Source organism: Shouchella miscanthi (assembly GCF_007725405.1).
Taxonomy (GTDB): Bacteria; Bacillota; Bacilli; order Bacillales; family Bacillaceae_D; genus Shouchella; species Shouchella hunanensis.
Genome location: NZ_CP042163.1, coordinates 3,799,933 through 3,821,311 on the forward strand (window position 1 = coordinate 3,799,933; position 21,379 = coordinate 3,821,311).

At 41.4% G+C, this 21,379-nt stretch carries 21 protein-coding genes; 9 read left to right on the forward strand and 12 right to left on the reverse strand.

The window, feature by feature from the left end; genetic code table 11:
• Positions 1–15 precede the first annotated feature (15 nt).
• On the reverse strand, positions 16–810 hold the full coding sequence (locus tag FPV17_RS19460; RefSeq protein WP_035393604.1) for a MurR/RpiR family transcriptional regulator: 795 nt from the start codon (positions 808–810) through the stop codon (positions 16–18).
• A gap of 364 nt (positions 811–1,174) precedes the next feature.
• Here FPV17_RS19460 and FPV17_RS19465 point away from each other — a divergent pair, with 364 nt between their 5' ends.
• Positions 1,175–1,717, forward strand: coding sequence for a hypothetical protein (locus FPV17_RS19465; protein WP_144560143.1), 543 nt, complete (start codon positions 1,175–1,177; stop codon positions 1,715–1,717).
• Between the two features lie 96 nt (positions 1,718–1,813).
• Here the strand turns inward: FPV17_RS19465 and FPV17_RS19470 are convergent, their stop codons facing one another.
• On the reverse strand, positions 1,814–2,059 hold the full coding sequence (locus FPV17_RS19470) for a response regulator aspartate phosphatase (RefSeq protein WP_144560144.1): 246 nt from the start codon (positions 2,057–2,059) through the stop codon (positions 1,814–1,816).
• Between the two features lie 286 nt (positions 2,060–2,345).
• Between FPV17_RS19470 and FPV17_RS19475 the strand changes: the two genes are divergently transcribed.
• Positions 2,346–2,663, forward strand: coding sequence for a hypothetical protein (locus tag FPV17_RS19475; RefSeq protein ID WP_134259861.1), 318 nt, complete (start codon positions 2,346–2,348; stop codon positions 2,661–2,663).
• A gap of 297 nt (positions 2,664–2,960) precedes the next feature.
• On the opposite strand, the gene FPV17_RS19480 is transcribed toward FPV17_RS19475, so the two are convergent.
• From FPV17_RS19480 to FPV17_RS19490, 3 genes are all read right to left on the reverse strand, one after another.
• Complete coding sequence (locus FPV17_RS19480; protein ID WP_144560145.1) at positions 2,961–5,336, reverse strand: family 16 glycosylhydrolase; 2,376 nt, start codon at positions 5,334–5,336, stop codon at positions 2,961–2,963.
• 241 nt (positions 5,337–5,577) lie between these two features.
• Positions 5,578–5,979 carry a DUF1694 domain-containing protein gene (locus FPV17_RS19485; RefSeq protein WP_144560146.1) on the reverse strand — a complete coding sequence of 134 codons (402 nt, stop codon included), beginning with the start codon at positions 5,977–5,979 and terminating at the stop codon, positions 5,578–5,580.
• Between the two features lie 51 nt (positions 5,980–6,030).
• Positions 6,031–6,549: a DoxX family protein gene (locus FPV17_RS19490; protein ID WP_144560147.1), complete on the reverse strand. Its 519-nt coding sequence runs from the start codon at positions 6,547–6,549 to the stop codon at positions 6,031–6,033.
• 233 nt (positions 6,550–6,782) lie between these two features.
• On the opposite strand from FPV17_RS19490, the gene FPV17_RS19495 reads away from it, so the two are divergent.
• Positions 6,783–7,376: a hypothetical protein gene (locus FPV17_RS19495; RefSeq protein ID WP_144560148.1), complete on the forward strand. Its 594-nt coding sequence runs from the start codon at positions 6,783–6,785 to the stop codon at positions 7,374–7,376.
• Positions 7,377–7,610: 234 nt separating this feature from the next.
• Positions 7,611–8,753: a hypothetical protein gene (locus FPV17_RS19500; protein WP_144560149.1), complete on the forward strand. Its 1,143-nt coding sequence runs from the start codon at positions 7,611–7,613 to the stop codon at positions 8,751–8,753.
• A 77-nt stretch (positions 8,754–8,830) separates the two neighbouring features.
• On the opposite strand, the gene FPV17_RS19505 is transcribed toward FPV17_RS19500, so the two are convergent.
• The 5 genes from FPV17_RS19505 to FPV17_RS19525 all read right to left on the reverse strand — a co-directional run bounded on the left by FPV17_RS19505 (position 8,831) and on the right by FPV17_RS19525 (position 14,412).
• The gene (locus FPV17_RS19505; RefSeq protein WP_144560150.1) at positions 8,831–9,664 is read right to left on the reverse strand and encodes a flagellin N-terminal helical domain-containing protein; all 834 of its coding nucleotides are present in this window, start codon (positions 9,662–9,664) and stop codon (positions 8,831–8,833) included.
• Positions 9,665–9,906: 242 nt separating this feature from the next.
• Complete coding sequence (locus FPV17_RS19510) at positions 9,907–11,181, reverse strand: hypothetical protein (protein WP_144560151.1); 1,275 nt, start codon at positions 11,179–11,181, stop codon at positions 9,907–9,909.
• Between the two features lie 173 nt (positions 11,182–11,354).
• Entirely contained in the window at positions 11,355–11,954 is a 600-nt protein-coding gene (locus tag FPV17_RS19515) for a peptidoglycan-binding domain-containing protein (protein ID WP_144560152.1), read from the reverse strand.
• A gap of 105 nt (positions 11,955–12,059) precedes the next feature.
• A complete protein-coding gene (locus tag FPV17_RS19520; RefSeq protein WP_144560542.1) occupies positions 12,060–12,776 on the reverse strand; it encodes an IucA/IucC family C-terminal-domain containing protein in 717 nt (238 codons plus the stop codon).
• A 109-nt stretch (positions 12,777–12,885) separates the two neighbouring features.
• Positions 12,886–14,412, reverse strand: coding sequence for an AraC family transcriptional regulator (locus FPV17_RS19525; RefSeq protein ID WP_144560153.1), 1,527 nt, complete (start codon positions 14,410–14,412; stop codon positions 12,886–12,888).
• Between the two features lie 136 nt (positions 14,413–14,548).
• Between FPV17_RS19525 and FPV17_RS19530 the strand changes: the two genes are divergently transcribed.
• Together FPV17_RS19530 and FPV17_RS19535 are read left to right on the forward strand one after the other, a co-directional pair.
• Positions 14,549–15,469 (forward strand): ABC transporter substrate-binding protein, encoded by a 921-nt coding sequence (locus tag FPV17_RS19530; protein ID WP_144560154.1) that lies wholly within the window; start codon positions 14,549–14,551, stop codon positions 15,467–15,469.
• A 49-nt stretch (positions 15,470–15,518) separates the two neighbouring features.
• On the forward strand, positions 15,519–16,010 hold the full coding sequence (locus tag FPV17_RS19535) for a hypothetical protein (protein WP_144560155.1): 492 nt from the start codon (positions 15,519–15,521) through the stop codon (positions 16,008–16,010).
• 90 nt (positions 16,011–16,100) lie between these two features.
• Here FPV17_RS19535 and FPV17_RS19540 read toward each other — a convergent pair whose 3' ends face one another.
• Positions 16,101–16,481 (reverse strand): hypothetical protein, encoded by a 381-nt coding sequence (locus FPV17_RS19540; RefSeq protein WP_144560156.1) that lies wholly within the window; start codon positions 16,479–16,481, stop codon positions 16,101–16,103.
• An 803-nt stretch (positions 16,482–17,284) separates the two neighbouring features.
• Here FPV17_RS19540 and FPV17_RS19545 point away from each other — a divergent pair.
• The 3 genes from FPV17_RS19545 to FPV17_RS19555 are packed head-to-tail and all read left to right on the forward strand — an operon-like array spanning position 17,285 to position 20,391.
• Positions 17,285–18,442 carry a Gfo/Idh/MocA family protein gene (locus FPV17_RS19545; RefSeq protein ID WP_144560157.1) on the forward strand — a complete coding sequence of 386 codons (1,158 nt, stop codon included), beginning with the start codon at positions 17,285–17,287 and terminating at the stop codon, positions 18,440–18,442.
• Positions 18,443–18,454: 12 nt separating this feature from the next.
• A complete protein-coding gene (locus tag FPV17_RS19550) occupies positions 18,455–19,546 on the forward strand; it encodes a Gfo/Idh/MocA family protein (protein WP_144560158.1) in 1,092 nt (363 codons plus the stop codon).
• Positions 19,543–20,391 carry an AraC family transcriptional regulator gene (locus tag FPV17_RS19555; RefSeq protein ID WP_060704546.1) on the forward strand — a complete coding sequence of 283 codons (849 nt, stop codon included), beginning with the start codon at positions 19,543–19,545 and terminating at the stop codon, positions 20,389–20,391. The genes FPV17_RS19550 and FPV17_RS19555 overlap by 4 nt, the downstream gene beginning before the upstream one ends.
• Before the next feature lie 19 nt (positions 20,392–20,410).
• Here the strand turns inward: FPV17_RS19555 and FPV17_RS19560 are convergent, their stop codons facing one another.
• Entirely contained in the window at positions 20,411–21,190 is a 780-nt protein-coding gene (locus FPV17_RS19560; RefSeq protein WP_144560159.1) for a sugar phosphate isomerase/epimerase family protein, read from the reverse strand.
• Between the last annotated feature and the right edge of the window lie 189 nt (positions 21,191–21,379).

Genomic DNA, 21,379 nt, shown 5'->3' on the forward strand with positions numbered 1-21,379 from the left:
TGGTTTTTATGTGTTTTATTTATGGGCGGCATCTTCCCTACGTATCACATAAGCATCTAGTAATACTCTAGCAATGACGTTAAGAGACAGCCTGGAACGGACTTCATATTCAGGTATTGGGGAACCCTCACTCTTATAGCCAAGTAAGGTCATATCGGACAACTTGTTTAACGAAGAATTGACTTTTGTTGTTAACGTAATGGTTGTGACTTGTAAGATTCTTAAGTTTTGACAAGCCTCAACAAGTTCTTCCGTTTCTCCATTTAAGGAAACGAAAATGACTAAATCGGTTTGATGATTCATCTTCCGAGATTTAATTCGTATGATGTTAGGATCATCATGCATTTCACATGTCTTTCCTAATACTTGTAGCTTTACCATCATTTCCTGTGCAATCATTTGAGAAAATCCTCTGGCGAAGATATAAATTTTTTCTGCATTAAACATTTTCTGGACAACGTCTTCAATTTGTCCAATGCTTTGCAATTGTATCGTTCGACGGACTTCTTCTTCATTTTTCTGTAACGCTTTTTTTATGGAATGATCAATACCACTCAAGTTCCCCTCTGTATCAACCATTTTCTTATCTTGTTCCAATCTATATTTGAAAGGAGTATATCCCCGGTAGCCCATTTTTTTCATTAAACGGACAATGGTTGCTGTTGAAACTGTTGCACGCTCACTTAATGTAACAATCGACATGGTTGCAATCTCATCTAGATGATCATGTATGTACGTTAACAAATAACGTTCCGTTGAGCTCAAGCGCTCAAACGTTTCAGGAGCGATGTTAAATAGTGCTTTATCCATAGTAGACCCCACTCTAAACATTTTTTCAGTAACTCTTTTTTAGTTTACCCAACACTGTTTAAAGAGTAAACGGAACATAGCGAAAAAGAACGACATGCACAGAACTTATGACGGCTTTCTGCCCTTACTTATAACGTTTGAAGGCAAAGGAGAAAGCAAAGTACGGATACTCGATTTCTCTTTTACAAAATGAAAAGAACCTATCTAGTAGATGAAAGGTTCTCAGTGTCGAAAATCTTATCTAAATCAAAACTACTCCTTTTGATTTTCACCACTTCATTCGCCTCTTAGTAAGGTCTATTCATGTACGCTCGGTTTGATAATTGATAAAGTAAAGGTGGAGATAGAATCAGGAGGTATTACAATGAGATATTTTTCTATTCCTTTCATTCTTTTATTTCTGTTCTCGTGTAATCAAGCAGGCGATACTGCTCCTCTTCGCATTGAAGATACAGAACAAGCCACCTATCAAGTCTGGAAAGAAGCTACTGAACTGGGTTACTATAAAACAGGCCCAATCGAACTCTCTTTGAACGAGGTACGAGTGATAGATGCCGAATGGCACATTTCTTTTATTGTTGACGGTCTAGACTCCGCTGAAGGTTCATACATCTATGTTGACTATGAGGTGTTTGCTGAAGAAGTTGATGAGGAACTCTTTTTCGATACAGATCATTTCACATTAGAAGTGAATGGTGAAGAGATTTTAGAAGAAGTTGACTTACATATTAGCAACGGTATTGAATGGCAAATCATCACTGAGAGTCCGCTTGAAAAACGTATGTACTTTCCATTAAAAACCGTTCAAGCTGCCGATGTTAAACAAGTGACCTTCATGGTTAAAGCACCGTTTGATGCGAATGGAAATCCGATTGATAAACCGATTCGAGTGGACGATGTGTTCTAATGACAATAGGAAACGCGAATCGTATTTCGTCTTATAGACCACTTGTTTATCTTTAATAAAGAAAAACCACTGCGCCGCAGCGGTTTTTCTTTATTCTTATTTCACTTCTTCTACTTCTACTAAGCGGACATTGTCCAATTCCATTCCATAAGGAACTGCTAGTTGTGCATCTCCGGCTCGTCGTCCAAATCCAAACATGAGTTCGTCGTCTGGCTCCATATTTGCAACCATTATATCGACTTCCGGTTTTAATAATTTTGCTTGTTTTATATCCTTTTTCATAATGCAGCTATACCATTCTACAATTTGTTGACCTATCCTCTCAACGGCATATGTCTTCATATCCAATCCTCATCTCTTCAATTATTCTCTTCCATTTATTACACAGGAAATGGAAATTAATTGAAATTTAAGATATTCGAAGTTGGGAAAATGGTTGAATAGTAACGTAGAATTTTTTAGATTTCTGTCGTTTTCATCTGTGCTTACATTCATTTATAAATCAATCTTTATTGTTAATAATATTAAAAAGCACGTACATAAAAAGTATGGTTGCTTTTGGCAATCTTAAAAGTTACAATTCAGATTAATCATTCTATTTTCATTTTTTTTGTAAGGAGGTTAATTTATGAGTGATGTAGTCTTTGTCTCAATTTTCATTGGCGGGATTGTTCTATTGTATTTATTAGTAGAAATATCGGTTAGGACATTTTTGAAAAGTAACTCCCTTTTTTTCACTGATTGGTTCACGCCTTTGTTTGGTTTTGTTTTAAATAGCATCATTTTCTCTATACTTGCTTCTCAAGTCGATTCAATACTAATAATTGGAATTTTTCAAGGTGCACTTATAATTGCACCTACCTGCCTCGCGTTAACTATAGTTAAACTTGTGTTATATTATGCTCCGTCTCAGAAAATACAAATAAGAAAAGACCCATCTAAATAGACGGGTCTTTTTTGTGTTATGAAGGGCAAGGATAACACCCAATTGGCATATTTACGTGATCGAGAATCAGCACGCAACCTGGATTTTCATAACTACAACAATTTAGATCTATGCTGAATAGCTCCACGGAAGCCGGTCATTTACCCTTGACCGGCTTTGTTTAATAATGAAAGATATAACAACTAATTCACACGGGGAAATTATACAAAGATTCAACTTGCCGCCCTCTTTTTTCATGCATTTCACTTTAATGATAATAAAGAAAAACCACTGCGCTGCAGCGGTTTTCCTTTATTCTTATTTCACTTCTTCTACTTCTACTAAGCGGACATTGTCCAATTCCATTCCATAGGGAACTGCTAGTTGTGCATCTCCGGCTCGTCGTCCAAAGCCAAACATGAGGCTGTAATCCCCATTTTCGTCTACTTCAATGATCGCTTCATGGGTTTCCATTTCCGTTCCAATGGAGTGTCGCTTTATCCCTGATTGACTGCCGACTAATTCGGTATTTAGAAAGCGTGGGGTATCGGAACGCATATCAAAGGCTAGTTTGTACACACCTTCTGGCACTTCTAGATTTTGAAACAGCTGAATGTGCCACCATTCCCATCCGACCTGATGAACCGTTGTTCGCAAGGTTTCTTGTTCAATGGCGAAATCGGCTAACCCCGCCCAGCCTTCATACCAGCCTTGGTTGTGGATGTTCCACGTATCCGACAATTGGTCAGGCGTACCAAGCTCTGTTGTTTCTGTAAAGGCACCATCTCGCACTAGGTTTTCTCCTATTTCAACCCATTCCCGATCGTCTGGTTCTCCTGGCTGCGGATAGTTCGCGCCTACTTCTTCATACACGCGAACATAATCTACAACGACTTCACCCGGAAATTCAGTAGTTGCGTCTGGTTCACCACCGTACCAGCCACCAACAGCTAAATTTAAAATAAGAAAGAATTCTTGATCAAACGGTGCTGGATACTCGCCGTTATCAGAATGCCATTCGGTTAATCGTGTATACAAATTTCCGTTTACATACCAGCGAAGCTCTCCTGGCTCCCACTCTACGCTATACACGTTGAAATCCGTTGTGGATTGACCCTCTGGAAAACGATAAGCTCCTCCTGAATATTGATTGTTTGGCCACTGACCACCGTAATGAATCGCTGCGCCAACTTCATCGGTTTCAGAGCCGCGATTTTCCATAATGTCAATTTCCCCTGATAACGCCCATCCTCCGTAAATATCTTCTTCAGGCATCATCCAAAAAGCAGGCCAGTACCCTTGGCCTTCTGGCAACTTCATTCTTGCTTCAAACTTTCCGTATGCTTGACTGAATAAGCCATTCGTTTGAACTTTACCTGACGTGAAGTCATACGTACCGTGCTCATCTGTAACGGTTTCTTCTTCGGCACGAAGAACAAGGTGCCCATCTCTTATTTCCACATTTTCTTCTTGATAGGATTGTGATTCGTTATTCCCCCATCCCGGGAAATACTCTCCTCCTGAATAAAACCCGTTACCTGTATCGATGTTCCACTTGGAGCGATCTAATTCCGTACCTTCAAACTCATCATTCCAGACGAGTTCCCATTCTCGATCTGGTTCGTTATCGCCAATCCCACCAATTCTGTTTATGGATACATTGTCTATCGTAATCGTATGAGGACGGTTTTCTGTATGGTTTTCACCATTTCGAACATTCCCCAATAAAAACATAAGCTGTAGGTCGCTTTCCTGAAACAATGAAAATTCAATTCGTTTCGTATCGGTGTCGGTTGTGACATCAAAGGCATGTTTCGGATTGTTGGAAAGCCCATTAAGCTCAATTTCAATCGGTCGTTCCATTGTGGATGACACATCAAAACGTAATTCATAGACACTTCCTCCAGCAAGAGAAATTCCTTCTTGAAACAATTGATTCGACCAGCTAATCGGAATGTTCCAATCAGGGTGCATACCAGCGATTTGGTGAATGTGCATGTTCCCTGCTCCATTCTCAACTGAAAACGTTGACTGTCCACCTTCACCATCCCACGTATCCCAATGCGCCGTTCCCTCGGAAAAATCGCCATTCCGCACAAGATTCTCGCCTGTGCTAGGGGATTCATCGCTTTTTTGTTCAAGTGTATACGGCAACTGCAGATTTGAAGCGAGTTCTGGTGCATTTACTTTGATCTCTGCATCGCCATTCCCAAATCTCATCGACACTTCAACCTGAATCTTACCGTTTTCAAATGCTTTGTAAGCATCTCCCTCCACATGAACCAATTCTCTTGTAAATTGTTCATAAGAGCCTTCTTCTAAAACCCCATCTGTCGCTATTAAATCCGTTTCCTCTACTCGGTCCCACTGCCCATCTCCATCAAAGTCATAGGAAACACGTGCATCGATCCCGATACCGACTGCTGTCCCATTTAAGAATAAATCTGCAACAGCTGTACCGCTTCCATCATACGATCCACTTATCTGTTCGATTAAATACACATTCCCCTCCCCAGATGCACGGATCGTATCTGCTTTTAACCCAGTCCCTTGCACACTCGACAATGAGCGCTCCCCGTCTTGTTCTACTAAATAGAGTGTATTAAATAAAGTTGAAGCTTCCGTATTGTTACTCGTTGTTGTAGGAATGAACAATAAAGCCACCATAAAGAATAAGAACCACTTTCGTTTCATACTAATGCCTCCTTTATTCAATTTTTATAAAAGCGCTTACATATACGTTCCCACTTAACGAAAGCGCTTTCGTTAACCGTATCCTACTTCTATGAATCTTTCAATTGGGAAAATAGCAAAGTAGACATTTACTTAAAAAAACTCGCCACTAGAGTAACGGTGGCGAGGTGTTGTATTATATCTAATTTGTTGCTCTCAATCTTTAAAACGACCATATTAACGTACAACCAATCTTGCCTAATTAACTAGCTTCTAAAACGTCCTCTGCATCGAAATGAAAATGATGATCTTCTATAAACGGATTGTTCACATTAGACGGCACAGATACTGTTGCTAGAACTAACCCGAAAGGTGAGGCTCTCTTACTATGAACAACGGTGAAGGGTACACCTAATTTTATTGCGGTCTGAACATAGAAGGCGTACTGGATGTAAGGCTTAGAGCCATTAATCCAGAGACGTAAATCGTTGTCCTTTTCCATTTCTTCAAGCACTGCTTTGTAGATCTTTCCGCTGTTTAATTGTTCTATTGTTATCGCTATAACAACACGTTCATAAATGGCATTTAAGAAAAGTCTCTTTTCATCAATAAGCAGTTGGGGCTTTCCATAAATCTGTTGAAGAATATGCTCATATACATTCATTCATGTTCCCCCTTACATAGTAGGTTCTAATAGATATGGTGCCGCTACCAACTATGCTGGTTTCTCTATCGTTTTTAACGGTCGTTTTTTATTCTTTACCCTTTCTTCAATAGCTGGTGTAAAACGATCGACGCCCAAACGCCCAGCGTTATGCTTGCTTACTAATAACGGAATGGTCATCAGAAGCATAAGTGGATTCGTTGATACAGTTCCAGCCAGCAAGAAAGATGTATTCATGACCCCTCCGAAAAATCCAGCCGTTTTCGTGAAAAGACCAATGATCAAAGCGATTCCGACAAACACCTCACCCCACATAACCATAAAACTAAACAAGTCTGCATAGGGGATCGCTACGTTTTCAAGAAAAGCTACGTACAACGGGTAGGCTACTTCTTCCGTACCCCCTTTTAAAACCGGATTGGCTGCGGCTGCTTGTAAAAATCCACCTGCGTTAAATTCTCCTCCCATCACTTTTCCGATACCTGAGCTAAACCACATCCACCCTAAAGCTATACGTAAAACCGTTAGTGCTACTTGAGCTAATTTAGATGATTGCAAGAACTGTAACATGGTTTTTCCTCCTTTGTGAATGTTTTCACATTCTCTTTATACTCTTAGTATACACGCTTTCATGAATTTGTGAATAACTTCACAAACTAATTCACATAGTGTTCATACTTAAGAAAAATCCGTACCGTTCCCTCTCTTAAAAATTTTTCTCCCTCCCATTTCAGGTTTTCAAAAGTCCGTTTAGGGTAAGAAAAAATGGATATCACCTATTCAATAGGAGGAGTTGAAAAAGATTGATGAAAAGATTGTTTTTAAGCAGCTTAATCGTCATCGTTTTAGCGGCTTGTTCAGAAAATGAAGAAGGAACGACAAATGACGCTAACACAGAAAATGATGACCAAACGGCTGAACAAGTGGAATCCGAGGAAGCGTCTACTTCTTCAAATGAAGAGTTTATCGGATTAGGTGAAGCTAGGTTAGGCGATACATATGAGGAGTTTGTTGAAGCTTTTGGAGAAGACACATCTGACACAGAGGGAATCGGTTTTTTTCAAAACGAATCCATCTGGATAAATTATAATGATACCCTAACCTATACCGTTGTGCTTCATTTTGAAGTAACTGACCAAGTTGATCGTAGCAAAGAGGAAGTAGACGACCTCATTCAAGCTGTCCTTCCTGAAGACTCTCAGTTTGAGCGAGAAGAAATGGATGAAGAAGAAGAGTTATTTATGTTGCACTATACAAGTGACCAGCTTGAAGCGACGTTTCATACAATGACTGGTCACTTAAGTGATCGCACTGATTACCGAGAAGTCCGTGCGGATTTAGTCCCTTCTGAAGAAAATGAGAATAGATTTAGCGGCATTGTGTTCTCTTCTAACTAGAACCGTTTAAAGTCGTGTATGCATAGTAAGAAGCATCACGCTACTTACCTCTATAATTAATTAAGCCCATTCACACTAAGTGAATAGGCTTATTTTTGCGTTTTAAAAGGTGCAACAACGTAAATAAAGCGTTTAATTCCTATAAAAGTGGGAAAAGATTTACTGTCTTTACTATTTGCAAAATGTTAAAACTTTAGACAATCACCAACGAATTCAACAAAAAGGAGACGAACAATGAGAAAAAGTTTAGTTTACGGGGCAATGGTCAGTCTTACTAGCGTTACACTCTTAAGCGCATGTGGGGGTAACGAAGAAGATGGTAATGGAAATGAGCCAACTGATGAAAACGAGAATGCAGAGGTTGAAGCTGAGGGATACAGCCATTTCGATGAAATTTCTATTGAAGGTCATGTTGCTGACACAGTGTTTTACATAAGTGAAAACGGTGATACGTTATTATGGGGAGAGAAGCCTGGCCAATTAACAAATATTGAAAGTTCAAAGGTTTGGATGAATGGTGAAACGAAAGAAGCGGATATCCCAGAACGTGAACATCCTATTCAACCAATGCTTTCTGAAAGTGGAATGATTGTTTATTCCCACTCTGACAGTGACCGACCAATTGAAGAGCGAAATTGGGTAGCGGAACTGAACCCTTCTACTGAAGAAGTAACCGAATTTTATATGGACAACGACTGGGATCAATATGTTGTTACAATGGGGTCGAATTATTCAGAAGATCCTCGACGCGTCATTAGTAGCCGCAATCATTATGACGATGAGGTGGTACATATGTATCTCTGGGATATGGATTCAAATGAAGTCAAAGAGATTGACTTGACGGAAACCGTTGCAAATGAAGTTGATCTTGAGGAACTAAGTGCATACCCCCATGGAGCCATCACAAGCGATGGAACAGAAATGTATGCGGTTCTAGCTGACGTAGGGATCTTACATTATAACTTAGAAGATGATACGTCTGAATTCATTCATTCAGCAGAGGTTGGATTCTTCGCGAACAATGAAAAATCACAAACATCGATTCTCACCTCCGATGACCGTTATATTCTCTATGCCATGCTGGAAGACAGACGCATGACTCATTTTGCTTACAGTATTGAATCAGGTGAATCGATTGAACTTGGCGAGGGCATTGCGACGTACCCATTAACAGATGGAACCATTATGATGTTTACCTACGATGACGAATTTATTCATTTCAATTTAGACACGGATACCACAGCAACGGCACATACCCCAGAGCTAGGTGAAGATGACCGCATTGATAGTTTTACTGTAAGCAGCGACGGAACAACACTGGCATATGCCGTACGTGACGAGAAGAACGAAACCGTCATTCAATTAGTTCGAAACTAACTAACGCTCTTGCTTATATGCTAGTTGCACAAGCACATAGAAAAAAGACCCCTTCCATAAGAAGGGGCTCTTCATGATTATCCAAGTAACTGAAGTACTTGTTGTGGTTGTTGGTTTGCTTGAGCAAGCATCGATTGAGACGCTTGAGCAAGAATGTTTTGCTTCGTGTATTCCATAATTTCTTTCGCCATGTCTACGTCACGGATACGAGACTCAGCAGCTTGAAGGTTTTCAGATGCATTGTCTAAGTTAGAGATTGTATGCTCTAAACGGTTTTGCCAAGCTCCTAATTGTGCTCTTCCAGCTGAAACAGCCTTAATTTGATCATCAATCGTTTCAACTAACGCCGTTGCTGTAGCATGATCAGCAACATCAGTTTCAGTTAAAGCTCCAACCGCAGTTACAATGGCAGATAAATCAATTCCCTCTGTCGCAAAATCTAACTCCATACTTTGGCCATTGTTTGCCCCAACTTGGATATTTAAAGTTTCAGCGGTACCATCAAGGATATTTTTCTCGTTAAACTCAGTGTTGTCTTTAATTCTTTCTAGTTCTTTTCCTAGTTCACCAAGTTCAATTCCAATTGCTTCACGATCTACATCATCATTTGTATCGTTTGATGCTTGTACCGCTAATTCACGCATACGTTGAAGAATGGAATGAGCTTCGTTTAATCCACCCTCAGCCGTTTGAATTAAAGAAATACCATCTTGTGAGTTACGGCTCGCTTGATCTAAACCACGAACTTGCGCGCGCATTTTTTCAGAGATTGCTAGACCTGCCGCATCGTCTCCCGCTTTGTTAATGCGAAGTCCTGAAGATAATTTTTCTTGTGCTTTTGCTGCCATGCCTTGGTTTACGCCAAGTTGACGGTGAGCGTTCATAGCGTTTAAATTGTTGTTGATAATCATTGTTCAACACATCCTTATGTTTTTTTGATCTCCACATCCGTTTGGAGATTGCCTTGCGGTGTTGCTACTCTATATATCGAACGGATTTTTAAGATGTTTATAGTTTTATAAAGTATTTTTCTATTTTTCTGTAGGCTTGCGTGCACTTAACCATTTTAATATGGTCCCATTCTAGAAATTAACTGTAAAAACTACCTTGTTCACTAAAGAACAGGTAGTCTTTTCTTCTATTCATTGTCACTTCACTGCCTCTCTTCTACTTCCCCTGTTTCTTTGTCTACTTGGTACCAGCCTACTGTATTCATCATCTCTCCTGAAAAGACAAATACGCGCACAACAAATACATCTTCTTCGTCTTCTCGATCTTCCACACCTATTTGCACTTCTTCAAGGTCATAGTCTCCATGATCTCGAATATAGTCAAACACGAGATTCGAGGCATCCTCTCTCGTGATAGCTGTGCTTTCCTCTTGTTCATTTGATTCTTCATGTTGTTCATCCTCATTGAAATCAAACGGTTCAGCTAAAGGGTAGATGGAGATCACTTTCTCTGTTTCATTGACAAGTCGAAGCTCCTCTACTTGGAAGTCAAGGGCAGCTAATTGAACGACGTGTTCAAAATCGATCCGCTCTTGTTCGGATGGCTCACTACCGTCATGTAGGTTATAGCTGACTATCGCTTGATTGTCATCAATCGTGGCCTCTTGAACGTTCAGACCTTCATATAGTCCAGAGCCATAGTCTCCATTGTCGTCATCAACAGATGCCATTGCTTCAATCGTCTGGCTAAAGTCTAGCAATTCATCGTCATCATAATACATCTCTTTTCCTACACTGTTTCCGCTTACATATTGACTCTCGCCTTGATCATGGTTTTCAGGTAAACGAACATAGTAGCCTCGAGTTGGTGCATGATCAACCTCTATTGGTTCTTCAATAGTCATTTGGGCAAAGTGTAAGTCTCTTTCCCCGTCCTGATTAAACAGGTTTATTTCATTAATGCCAAATCGAAATGATAGCTCATGAAGCACTTCCCAAAATTGGTTCGATTCAGTGGCGGCCATACTTAAGGTGTCTTCGTCGTTATAATAGAAATTTGCTGTTCTCTCGTCCATTTCATAATGAGTCGTGGCAGAGAATAAATCTCGTTGAGAAGGATCACTTTCTTGTAAAGATTGCTGAAAACGCTCCTCTCGCGTTAGTTCGTCAGCTGTCCGCGTGAACTGGAACACTACACCAAATGATTCATGGGGTTCCGCAAAAATGAGATAATCCCCTGCAACTCGTTCTTCCGTATAGTCGTTATCTCCGTTTTCTTCATCGTGATCTTCGTTAAGGCTATCCTCTTCCTCTGTTTCGTCTCTATTGCTTACGGATGCTTGTTCCTCTGATTGATCACTTGATGCACCTTCTGGCGTTCCTCCATTGTTTGACGGGTTTTCTTCTGTTGTATCGTTGCAAGCTACCGCCAATAAACTAACACTAATTAACCCTGCTACACTTGCTATTTTCCTCAAGAACATCCCTCCTAGATAAAACCTACTATCAACTCCATTCCCAAGCTCACTGCCTCGTAAACGGATCGCTACTCAGAAAAAATGCTTAGTAGAGTCCACAACGTTTGTCACTTTTCAATCAAACCACGAAAAACCCCTGACACATTAGTCAAGGGGTCTCCATTTATTGTTGTTTACGATTGTGGATCGGGTTCGACGACATCGCCATTTTTATAGACGTTGTAAAATCCGACTGTGCCGGAGCCGCCGCTATCAATTAAGTCTTGGCTTTGTGCTTTAAGGGAGTAGAAGTGGTTCCCTTCTGAATCTTCTCTTAAGACACCGTCACTACTAAAGATGAGGTCATCGTTTTGAAGTGCCTCTTCTGCATAGTGAATCGCTGTTTCTACTGGGAATTGTGCGTCATCGTACTCTGAGAACAGCGCTACCCACGTATTGACGCCAACAATGCCGTCAGCAATCAGTCCGTGTTCGGCTTGAAAAGCTTTGACTTGATCTTCCGTGTTTGGTCCAAATACCCCGTCAACCTCGGTTTCAAATCCAGCTTGGCTGATCGTAAATTGAACAAAGTCAACTTCATTTCCATACATACCTGTGCTACCTTGGGTAAGCGTCGGCTGGTGTTCTGGGGCGATGTTTAATACGTTTTCATACTCATTTTGCTCATCTGTTGCCTGTACCATTTGATCATCGGAGGCGGATGCGTGCTGCATGGGAAGTGGTGCTGCTACAAGCGCAACCGCCGGAACAATAGCGAACCATTTCTTATTCATCTCGATCTCCTCCTATTTTTGAACTTATAGGATGGCTACCTTCCTAGAGGCAGAACAAAACGTCTTCAGCAATGGTTACACACTTTTTTACGTTGCTTGAATCTTCTACACAAGTTTGAGATGTGGACACGCTTCACAGTATGCCATCTTTCCGACTTTATAATTAAAGCAGCAAGTGCGCCTTTTTGGTGCTTCCACGTCAGGGTTATGCAAGTAGAGAAAGGAGTGAATGGGGTTCTTCTTACATGCAAATAAGGCACCATCTGCTTGTTGTAAAAACGTAAAATCGTCGATGATACGTTGCTTTACAATGGGGCTTATGTCTTTTGAAAGCATTTTGCGATAAATGGAATTGATACGGACAGCCACGTTTTCCCACAGTATGTTATAGGGCGCAGAAGAGACTTGTTTCATCGTCATGAGTAACGGCGTGAGATGATCTGCGAATAATTCAGACAGCAACGTTTGTCGCATGGTTGTTCGATTATCGATTGGAATAGCTAGCCAAAGCTCGTCTGCATGAGGGATAGACAACTGTCGCCCGTTTTCACTTACGTACATTTGATCCGGTGGTAAGCGCAAGACCGCATCAGCGCTTGCCAAGTGATAAAGGGTAGAAGCAGCCACTATTCTGGCATAATGCTTCAGAAAAAGCGAGGCAGCAATCTTTAAATCCGATGTGCCGCAGCTTGCCATGTAACTCTCTAGAAAAGAACGACAGCCTGCTTCTTCAACTAAATAGGATAATCGTCTATGTTGTTCATTCGGTTCTTCTTTGTTTATAAAAAACGTGTGGTACTCATCTAGCTGAGTCGTGTCCATTTATAGCCAACACCTTTTTATCAAGTTTATTCGACTAGTATACGGCTCACGATCAAAAAGAACATAGACATTCCAGTTTCTTTTTTGGTGTTTTCCGACCTTTACGTGTTTAGCCAATCAATTGGGCAAATTTTTGCAGCATCAACTTATGTGAATACGCATTGTAGCTCGTATACAAATGCTTTTCTTCAAAGATTTCATGGACGTGATGGTCTTTTACTGCGCGCATCGATTGCCAGACTGGATTGTTTTGTAGGCGACTTAATTGCGTTCGAATCTGCTTGTTACTTGGCAGCTGGTTATGCTTTCGGTACACGGTAACGATGATACGGTCCGGTTCATACGCCGCTATCCTCTGCACACTCACTTCCTCTATATGAGCAATGCGTTCAATGCCTTCCGGGGCCTTTACGTGCAAGTCTCCGTACAAGACGGAGCCGATGTTTCGCTTTCCATAGATGCACTGAGTACCGTCACCAATACCTATAATTAGAACCCGCTCATCCCTTACATGGTGGCGTATCTGTTCTTTCACGTTCTCGACTTGCTTTCTATAGGCTGTTAAAAAGGCAGCTGCCTCTTTTTCTCGTCCGATGACTTTCGCAATCGTGTTCAAATGGGCACGCCAATCGTCTTGATAATTCAGGACGATGGTAGGAGCAATATGGGTTAAAAGCGCTTCTTTTTGGGTTTGAGATTCAGTGGTCATTCCTGTCCGTACAAGTAAATCTGGTTTCATCGCCAGTAATCGTTCTAAATCCGGACCTTTCTCCCCTATGGACTTGGTGTCCATTAAATGCTCTAGCGCAGGAAACGATTCATCTATAATGGCCGCATATGGTTTTACGCCAAGGGCAATTAAATGTCCCGTAACCAAATGATTCAAAGAAGCAATCCTTTGGGTTTGTTTAAACGTATGGCTATAAACGGAAGGGGCATAGCCTTCTTTTCGTTTGAATTTGCGACTAAAATAAAACTCATCATTAAATCCAACCTGCCTCGCAATCGCGTGCACGTTTAACCGATTCTCAAGCAACAACTTCTTTGCTTCTTGCAATCGAACGTGGTTCACATACGCCATCGGACTCATTTTCACATGCTGCTTGAATTTCCTCGCATAATAGTCGACTTGAAGCTCTGTTCTCTCGGCGAGTTGTTCTCGGGTCAGCTCTTGATGATAGTGGGTTTCGATATAGCGTTTGCTTTGTGCGATTCGTGCTTCAATGGATTCATTCATCTCTTGCTGTTTATCTAAAAGTGTACTCACTAATTCTTGGAAACAGCCATTTGCTCGAAGAGAGCCGATTTCTGATCCTTCTTTAAAGTGTGTGACCATTTCATCGAGTAGGTGCTTAAAACGATAAGGCATTTCCGACTCGGTCGCCTTTGGGAAAAGACATACAGTCGGTTTGAACACATGATCCTCTTCTTTTAATGCAAGGAATTCAATGTAGTAGCCGCTTGTAAGCTCCATTGTCTGATCCTGTTCAAAACGCGCAGGGATAAACCTTATGTTCCTCTCACTCGATGTTATTTCAATAAAGAAGCCATGATGACTCTGTGATTGCCTTACCACTTGAAGGCTTTGAGCGTATGTAATCGATGTTAATTGAAGGATCATTTCCTTCCCCATCATAATCGAATCCCCTTTCACAATCAGAAAAGTCGTTTTCTTTCATATTAAAACGGAAATATCCATGGACGCTTCTCTCTTGCTTTACTATCATTATAGTTGATTATGATTCTCACTATCAATTGAAAGCAGGGTATGTATGAACGATACATGGAAAAAAACAAATCTTGTATGCATGACGCTCCTTCTCAGTGCCTGTTCAACGAGCACGGAAGAAAACATAGAGCAATCAGATAACGAAGTCATTGAACATGTAAAGGGTGAATTTGTCGTAGAAGACAAGCCAGAGCGAGTCGTTGTATTAGATGTACAATTTTTAGACCAAATGATGGCTTTAGACGAGATCCCTGTCGGAACCGTATACGCTGAAACCGATAACGGTCTGCCAGAGTATCTAGGGGAGGCGCCTAGTGATGCGACTTTGCTCGGCACCTATCTCGAACCGAACTTGGAAGCGATCATTAGCACCGATCCTGATCTCATTATTGCCACAGACACCCATGAAGACATCTATGATCAATTAGAACGAATTGCTCCTACCATCATGTTCGATCGAATGGAAGATTGGCAGACCGTGCTCCTTTCCTTTGGAACGATCTTAGATCAAACGGAAAAAGCAGAAACGGTGATAGCCGATTACACAACAAAAGTGGACGAGCTAAAAGCCGATTTGGAAGAATCGGTAGGCGATGAAGTCGTCGGTCTTATTCGACCAAGGGATGATATGATACGCCTTCACACTACATCCCACCGAACAGCACAAATCTTGTATGACGATCTCGGGCTGACGCCACCAGAAATGGCTACGGTAAGTTCTGATTCCAGTACGATGATCTCCCTTGAAGTCATGCCAGATCTAGAAGCTGACCATCTCTTCTTACTGCAAGACGACACAAACCTAGACTTAACAGCGTCTTTCCAAGCATCCTCTGTTTGGCAAGGGCTAGATGCTGTAAAGAACGATCATGTTTACGAGAAAAACACCGGTCTCTGGATCGGCTACTACGGTCCAATTGCTATAAACTTGGTCGTTGATCAAATTGCAGAAGAACTGCTGTAACGACACAAATAAAACAACCACCCTTTCGAGATTTAAGGGTGGTTGTTTTTTGTATTTAAAGAAGATGATCATTCGAGTTTATTGTTTAAAATTGGATAATTTGTTAAAATTAAATTGTTCTTATCCGAAAGGAGGGGTCTATATTAGAAATAAACGCAGTCTTTTCATTACTGCCATTTTCCTTCTAGGCACACCAATAGCCATGTATACCTTCAACTTACTTCCTGGCATGTTTACCTATGAGACAACCGAGACTCAACTCTTTGTACGACAAGGTGCGTTTCAACCACATTCCATTTCTTTAGACAAAGAAGATTTTACCCAGCAGGAGCTTTCTTTAATTACTCATTCGATTGACTCGTTACAAGCCAGAGGATTGATGTATTCTTCCCTAATAGCAATGAATATCGGTTTCGTCCTATTTAATTGGCATCGACCAAAATGGAGAATCCTTTTTCTCGTGATCGCTTTAGCCCTCATTCCCCTTTTTTCCTTCTTGTATCTAGACCAGATCCAATCCATTAAAGACTTGTTGCCTTAAGGAGGGTTCTCGCTTTTCCTTAAGGTCTACTGCTTTTCTTCTTAGTCACTCATGCTCGCATATTTCAATAAAAATAATAAATAAATCAGTTCATTCATTTATTATTGTCGGTAGATCAGAATCTTTTTTGAACGTATAGGTTTCATGATCGATTTCGATTCTTACTTCGTCATTCCCGTTAAACATAAGTTCATGTTCATTAAATTTTTCACTGTTTATCTTATAGATTGTCTCTGAAACGTTTTCATATGTTCCTTTATCCGTTTCACTTTCGTTGTAGAAATAAAATGTACGATTATCATCTAAATCAAATACCATTGTTGCAAAAGGTAGATCACTGCTTAAATAGGTTCCTTTAAGCGCACTATTTTTTGGAGGTTTGTTAAATACTAATGCAATGACAGAGATTAGCAAAATAATTAAAAAGATACCTATGACAATTGATTTTTTCGAAATCTGGTTTTTGCTCAAAATAGAAAGAACCTCCTCTTTTAGGTCTATATACTATCATTATGCTACAAGACCATTCCTTATTTTCTTATTAGCTTCCTACCACTTCAACATCAAGATTAAAATAAGGACCCCCCTGACGTATCAAGAGTCAAATTCAATCTAGGGTCGTTCCTTTCTTCCTCTACTATATACAACAAATATAACCCTGCCATTGGCAGGGTTCGCATTACTTAATGAAAATCATTTTTCGCTTCCCGATTTTTCTGTATAAATTCCCCTCTTGATCCTTATAGTACTTTCTCCCTATCAAAGAGAGTGGACGCCAAACTTTTGACCACTTTTTCTCTGAGTGAGAATAACCCATATCGGCTCCCCCTTATTGAACATAAATAGGTCATTTCAATTAATTATTTTCCATTTTATGAATAAAATCAAGTATTATTTTTACCATCATACCAATACCTAGAAACTTCATGGGATTCAATACAACTTTTTTAATAACGCTTTCATATAAATAAACCTTTTGATAGCATAAAGTAAGTTGTTACTTACCGGCGCACCAATAAGCTCCAACTAAGCTCTAACCTTTTTATCTCATGAAGTGTTGACATCCTCTTTATTCCATACCGCTGTCGGCTTTACATTGATATCCGAAAAATGAAGCATGTCACAAGACTATGTGTCTTCCTATATACCGTCTCCTCTTCTAGAAGCAATAACAACCACGTATAAATGGATAGGGAAATTCAGCAATAGCAAAACAGTTTTTCTTTAACTGGCATCCTAGACTATACGTAATGTGATAAAAAAGAGACGATTGGATGGACACTGTGCGCATTGGTATTATCGGGCTTGGTAACATGGGTACTTCACACGCTTCCTACTTGTTTCAAAACAAAATTGAAGGCGCTATCATTGGGGCATTTCTTGAGGAACGGCCTGGAAGGGTGGCGGAATTACAACGACATTTTGATGGGATTCCTCTTTTTACAGATGAAGACGCTTTCTTCCGTTCTGGATTGTTTGATGCTGTATTGATTGCCACCCCTCATTATAGCCACCCTCGCCTCGCTCAAAAGGCTTTTGCAGAAGGGTATCATGTGCTCTGTGAAAAGCCTGCGGGTGTCTTTACGAGTGAGGTTCGCGAAATGAATGAAGCTGCTGCTAAAAGCGGTCTCGTCTTTTCCCTTATGTATAATCAACGAACGAAGCCTATCTATCAAACGTTGCGAAAGCTTATCCATGACGGTGAACTCGGATCGATTAGGCGAATGAACTGGATCATTACAAACTGGTATCGATCACAAAGCTACTACGATTCAAGTAACTGGCGCGCCACTTGGGCAGGAGAAGGTGGTGGTGTCCTAATTAATCAATGCCCCCATCAGCTCGACCTTTGGGGATGGTTACTTCAAATGGAGCCGAAGCGCCTGCGAGGGTTTTGTTCATTTGGTAAATATCGAGACATTGAGGTGGAAGACGAAGTAACGACCTACCTCGAATACGAAACAGGTGCGACCGGCGTCTTCATTACGACAACGGCTGAAGCACCCGGAACGAACCGTCTCGAAGTAACCGGAACGAGAGGAAAGGTCGTGATCGAGAACGATGAACTGACGTTTTGGCAGTTGGAAACAGAGGAACCCGCATTTAACCACTCGTACAAAGGTGGTTTCGGCGCACCGAACAGCCAACTTATTCCGATTGAAGTGAAAGAGGGCGCCACTGATCATGAAGGGATTACCCAAAACTTCGTCAATGCGATCCGAACAGGAGAGCCGTTGCTTGCGCCAGGTGAAGAAGGTATTTATGGGTTAACGCTTTCCAATGCGATGCAGCTCTCGACTTGGATTGATAATTGGGTGTCCTTTCCACTCGATGAATCGTTGTATGAAAAAGAATTAACAAAGCGCATTCAGCAATCCCAAGGAAAGAATCATGCTACTGAAACGACATTGGATGTGTCTGGTAGCCATTAAGGAGGGCCTATAGTGGGAAAGCAGGACGGCATGACGTATGCACCAAAAGGAAAACCAAACCAAGTTGTACAGCCAGGGGAATTTTTATTTGCAGCCATCGCTCTTGATCATGGGCATATCTACGGGATGTGTAATGGATTGATGGAAGCAGGCGGGACACTGGCAGCGGTTTATGACCCAGACCCAGAGAAGGTTGCCTGCTTTACCGACGCGTACCCTAGCGTTCGTGTTGCTTCATCTGAAAACGAGATTCTGACGGATTCCTCCATCCACTTGATTGCGGCGGCCGCCATCCCGTCTGAGCGAGCGAACCTTGGCATTCGCTCCATGGAAGCAGGTAAAGATTATTTTACCGATAAAACCCCTTTTACAAGCCTTGAGCAACTCGAATTAGCGAAAGCAGCCGTTAAGCGAACAGGAAGAAAGTATATGGTTTACTTTAGCGAGCGTCTTCACGTGGAATCCGCAGTCTATGCAGGTGAACTCATTTCGAATGGAGCGATTGGTGATGTCATTCAAGTGACAGGCTTTGGTCCTCATCGACTTCAAGCAGACAATCGACCTGAATGGTTTTTTCAAAAAGACAACTATGGTGGCATCCTCTGTGACATTGGTAGCCATCAGATCGAGCAGTTTTTGTTTTATGCGGGTTGCTCAGACGCTCAGATTCTTCAGAGTAAGGTTGCGAATTACGCAAACCCATCCTTTCCCGAATTAGAAGACTATGGAGACGCCACATTAGTTGGGAATACAGGGGCAACTCAATTTTTTAAAGTGGATTGGCACACGCCTGATGGGTTAAGCACATGGGGCGACGGTCGAACGTTTATTACAGGAACAAAAGGGACGATTGAACTCCGCAAGTATGTGGATGTCGCGCGCGAGAAGAGTGGGGATCACCTTTACTTAGTCAATCAAGATGGTGAGCACCATTTGTCGCTGCAAGGAAAAGTCGGTTATCCGTTTTTTGGTGAACTCATTCTAGACTGCATCCATAGGACGGAGCGAGCCATGACCCAAGCACACGCTTTTAAAGCAGCAGAACTCTGTTTACTTGCGCAACAACAAGCCGTTCATCTTACCTCAAGGGAGAATGTCCGATGAGCGGGCTTCTCCCACTTAACGAACGATTAAACTTTACGTATCGGGCAAATCATAAAAATGTTCAGAGCCTCCCCTTTCATTCTCACGAACTCGCTGAAATCTACTATTTTCATCAAGGAAAATGCACGTATTTCATTGGCGATCAAATCTTACATTTACAGCCTGGCGATCTGATTTTAATGAACGGTTTAACACTGCACTGTCCGAAGTTATTTCGCGATCAGCCCTATGTCCGTTCCACCCTTCATTTTGATCAAGCTTATTTTCAACGTGTTTTTGAAACAATGGGCTATCCGACTATGCTTGCAACATTCACTCAAGTGAAACCGCTCCTCCTTCCGTTTCGAGGAGCGGAAAAGGAGAAAGTGGAGGCCTATTTGAAACGATTAAACGATCGTCATCCTTTAAGAGAGTCAGATGAATTTGCTCGCTTTCAACTTGCTTTTATGGATTTCATCTCGTTTCTATCGTCTCATTCCGATAAGCATGGAGATCGGCCTTCATCTTATATGAGTCAAAAAGAGAAGACGGTGCAAGCCATCGTGGGGTTTATTGAAGCGAATTATCAAGAGGACTTAAAACTTGAGGCGATTGAGGTTGCGTTGCATATGAGCAAGTATCATTTGGCGAAAGTGTTTAAAGAAATGACTGGGGCAACTATTTTTAAATATTTATACCAACGACGGGTCAATCAAGCAAAAATTGAATTTCTTCTCCACCAGACAAGCGTTACAGAAGTCTGTTACCAAGTCGGCTTTAACTATCCGTCCCACTTCACAAAAGTGTTCAAACAATTAACAGGCTTGACACCTGAACAATACAAGCGCCAAGCCATCGCTGAGTAAGCTGGTTGCTTTCACCAGCTTACTTTTTTTGCTTTTGTTCCTGAAGCGCATCTGCATAACGGTGCAGGTTGCTTAGACTCAATCGTAAACTATCCATTGGCGCCATTTTGCATACATCTTGCTCGACGACGTACCACTCAATTCCATGCCGCTCTCCCCATTGTAAGAGCGGTGGGAAGTCAATGATTCCTTCACCTACTTCTGCAAACGTTCGGTCCTCATCTGCGGTCATATCTTTCAAATGGATAACCGGCATTCTTCCTTTGTAAGGCTCCACATAGGAAAGGGGATCATGCCCACCTTTTGCTACCCAAAATACATCAATCTCAGCAAGAATCGCATTATCCTCACGTGGCTCTAGTAAATAGGAGAGCGCATCCATTCCTTCAACCTGCGTTTCGAATTCAAACGCATGATTGTGATAGCCAATTCGTAACTCTGGTGCTGCTTTCGCTACCCCATTTAATGCCTTTTTCACTTCACGATACCCACTCTCCGTACGAAGAGACTCAGGCAAATACGGACAAAACACGTCAGTTGTCCCGTATTTTTTTGCTTCTTGTCTGACAAGATCGAGTTCGTTTGTCAAACGGTCAAATGAAACGTGCATCCCAGCCGTAGCAACACCATTCTTTTTTAAATGGTAGGCGACGTCGTCTTGATCATAGCCAGGTGGCAACCCAGAGAGTTGAATACCCGCATAGCCCATTTCCGCAATTTCTTTAAAAACAGGACCAATGCCTGCCGATTTCAACTCATCTCTTACCGTAAATAACGTTGCAGCGAACTTATCTTTCATTGGATCAGCTCCTTACGCCTTTTCTCTTACTATAAAAGGATATTGAAGAAGATGCTTTTCTCTTATTGGTTAAGATCTCAGTTAATTAACACGAAATTGTTTGTCCATCATTGTTATCGCCTGAACAGGAATCCATCAACGAATGTCGTTTCCTTAAAGCGATCCTCCTATAGCCAGACCAGCCCCAGT

Bases quoted from the DNA above. Each gene is read 5' to 3' on its own strand.
- FPV17_RS19460 (WP_035393604.1), bottom strand. From the start codon at position 810: ATGGATAAAGCACTATTTAACATCGCTCCTGAAACGTTTGAGCGCTTG.
- FPV17_RS19465 (WP_144560143.1), top strand. From the start codon at position 1,175: ATGAGATATTTTTCTATTCCTTTCATTCTTTTATTTCTGTTCTCGTGT.
- FPV17_RS19470 (WP_144560144.1), bottom strand. From the start codon at position 2,059: ATGAAGACATATGCCGTTGAGAGGATAGGTCAACAAATTGTAGAATGG.
- FPV17_RS19475 (WP_134259861.1), top strand. From the start codon at position 2,346: ATGAGTGATGTAGTCTTTGTCTCAATTTTCATTGGCGGGATTGTTCTA.
- FPV17_RS19480 (WP_144560145.1), bottom strand. From the start codon at position 5,336: ATGAAACGAAAGTGGTTCTTATTCTTTATGGTGGCTTTATTGTTCATT.
- FPV17_RS19485 (WP_144560146.1), bottom strand. From the start codon at position 5,979: ATGAATGTATATGAGCATATTCTTCAACAGATTTATGGAAAGCCCCAA.
- FPV17_RS19490 (WP_144560147.1), bottom strand. From the start codon at position 6,549: ATGTTACAGTTCTTGCAATCATCTAAATTAGCTCAAGTAGCACTAACG.
- FPV17_RS19500 (WP_144560149.1), top strand. From the start codon at position 7,611: ATGAGAAAAAGTTTAGTTTACGGGGCAATGGTCAGTCTTACTAGCGTT.
- FPV17_RS19505 (WP_144560150.1), bottom strand. From the start codon at position 9,664: ATGATTATCAACAACAATTTAAACGCTATGAACGCTCACCGTCAACTT.
- FPV17_RS19515 (WP_144560152.1), bottom strand. From the start codon at position 11,954: ATGAATAAGAAATGGTTCGCTATTGTTCCGGCGGTTGCGCTTGTAGCA.
- FPV17_RS19520 (WP_144560542.1), bottom strand. From the start codon at position 12,776: ATGGACACGACTCAGCTAGATGAGTACCACACGTTTTTTATAAACAAA.
- FPV17_RS19525 (WP_144560153.1), bottom strand. From the start codon at position 14,412: ATGATGGGGAAGGAAATGATCCTTCAATTAACATCGATTACATACGCT.
- FPV17_RS19530 (WP_144560154.1), top strand. From the start codon at position 14,549: ATGAACGATACATGGAAAAAAACAAATCTTGTATGCATGACGCTCCTT.
- FPV17_RS19545 (WP_144560157.1), top strand. From the start codon at position 17,285: ATGGACACTGTGCGCATTGGTATTATCGGGCTTGGTAACATGGGTACT.
- FPV17_RS19555 (WP_060704546.1), top strand. From the start codon at position 19,543: ATGAGCGGGCTTCTCCCACTTAACGAACGATTAAACTTTACGTATCGG.
- FPV17_RS19560 (WP_144560159.1), bottom strand. From the start codon at position 21,190: ATGAAAGATAAGTTCGCTGCAACGTTATTTACGGTAAGAGATGAGTTG.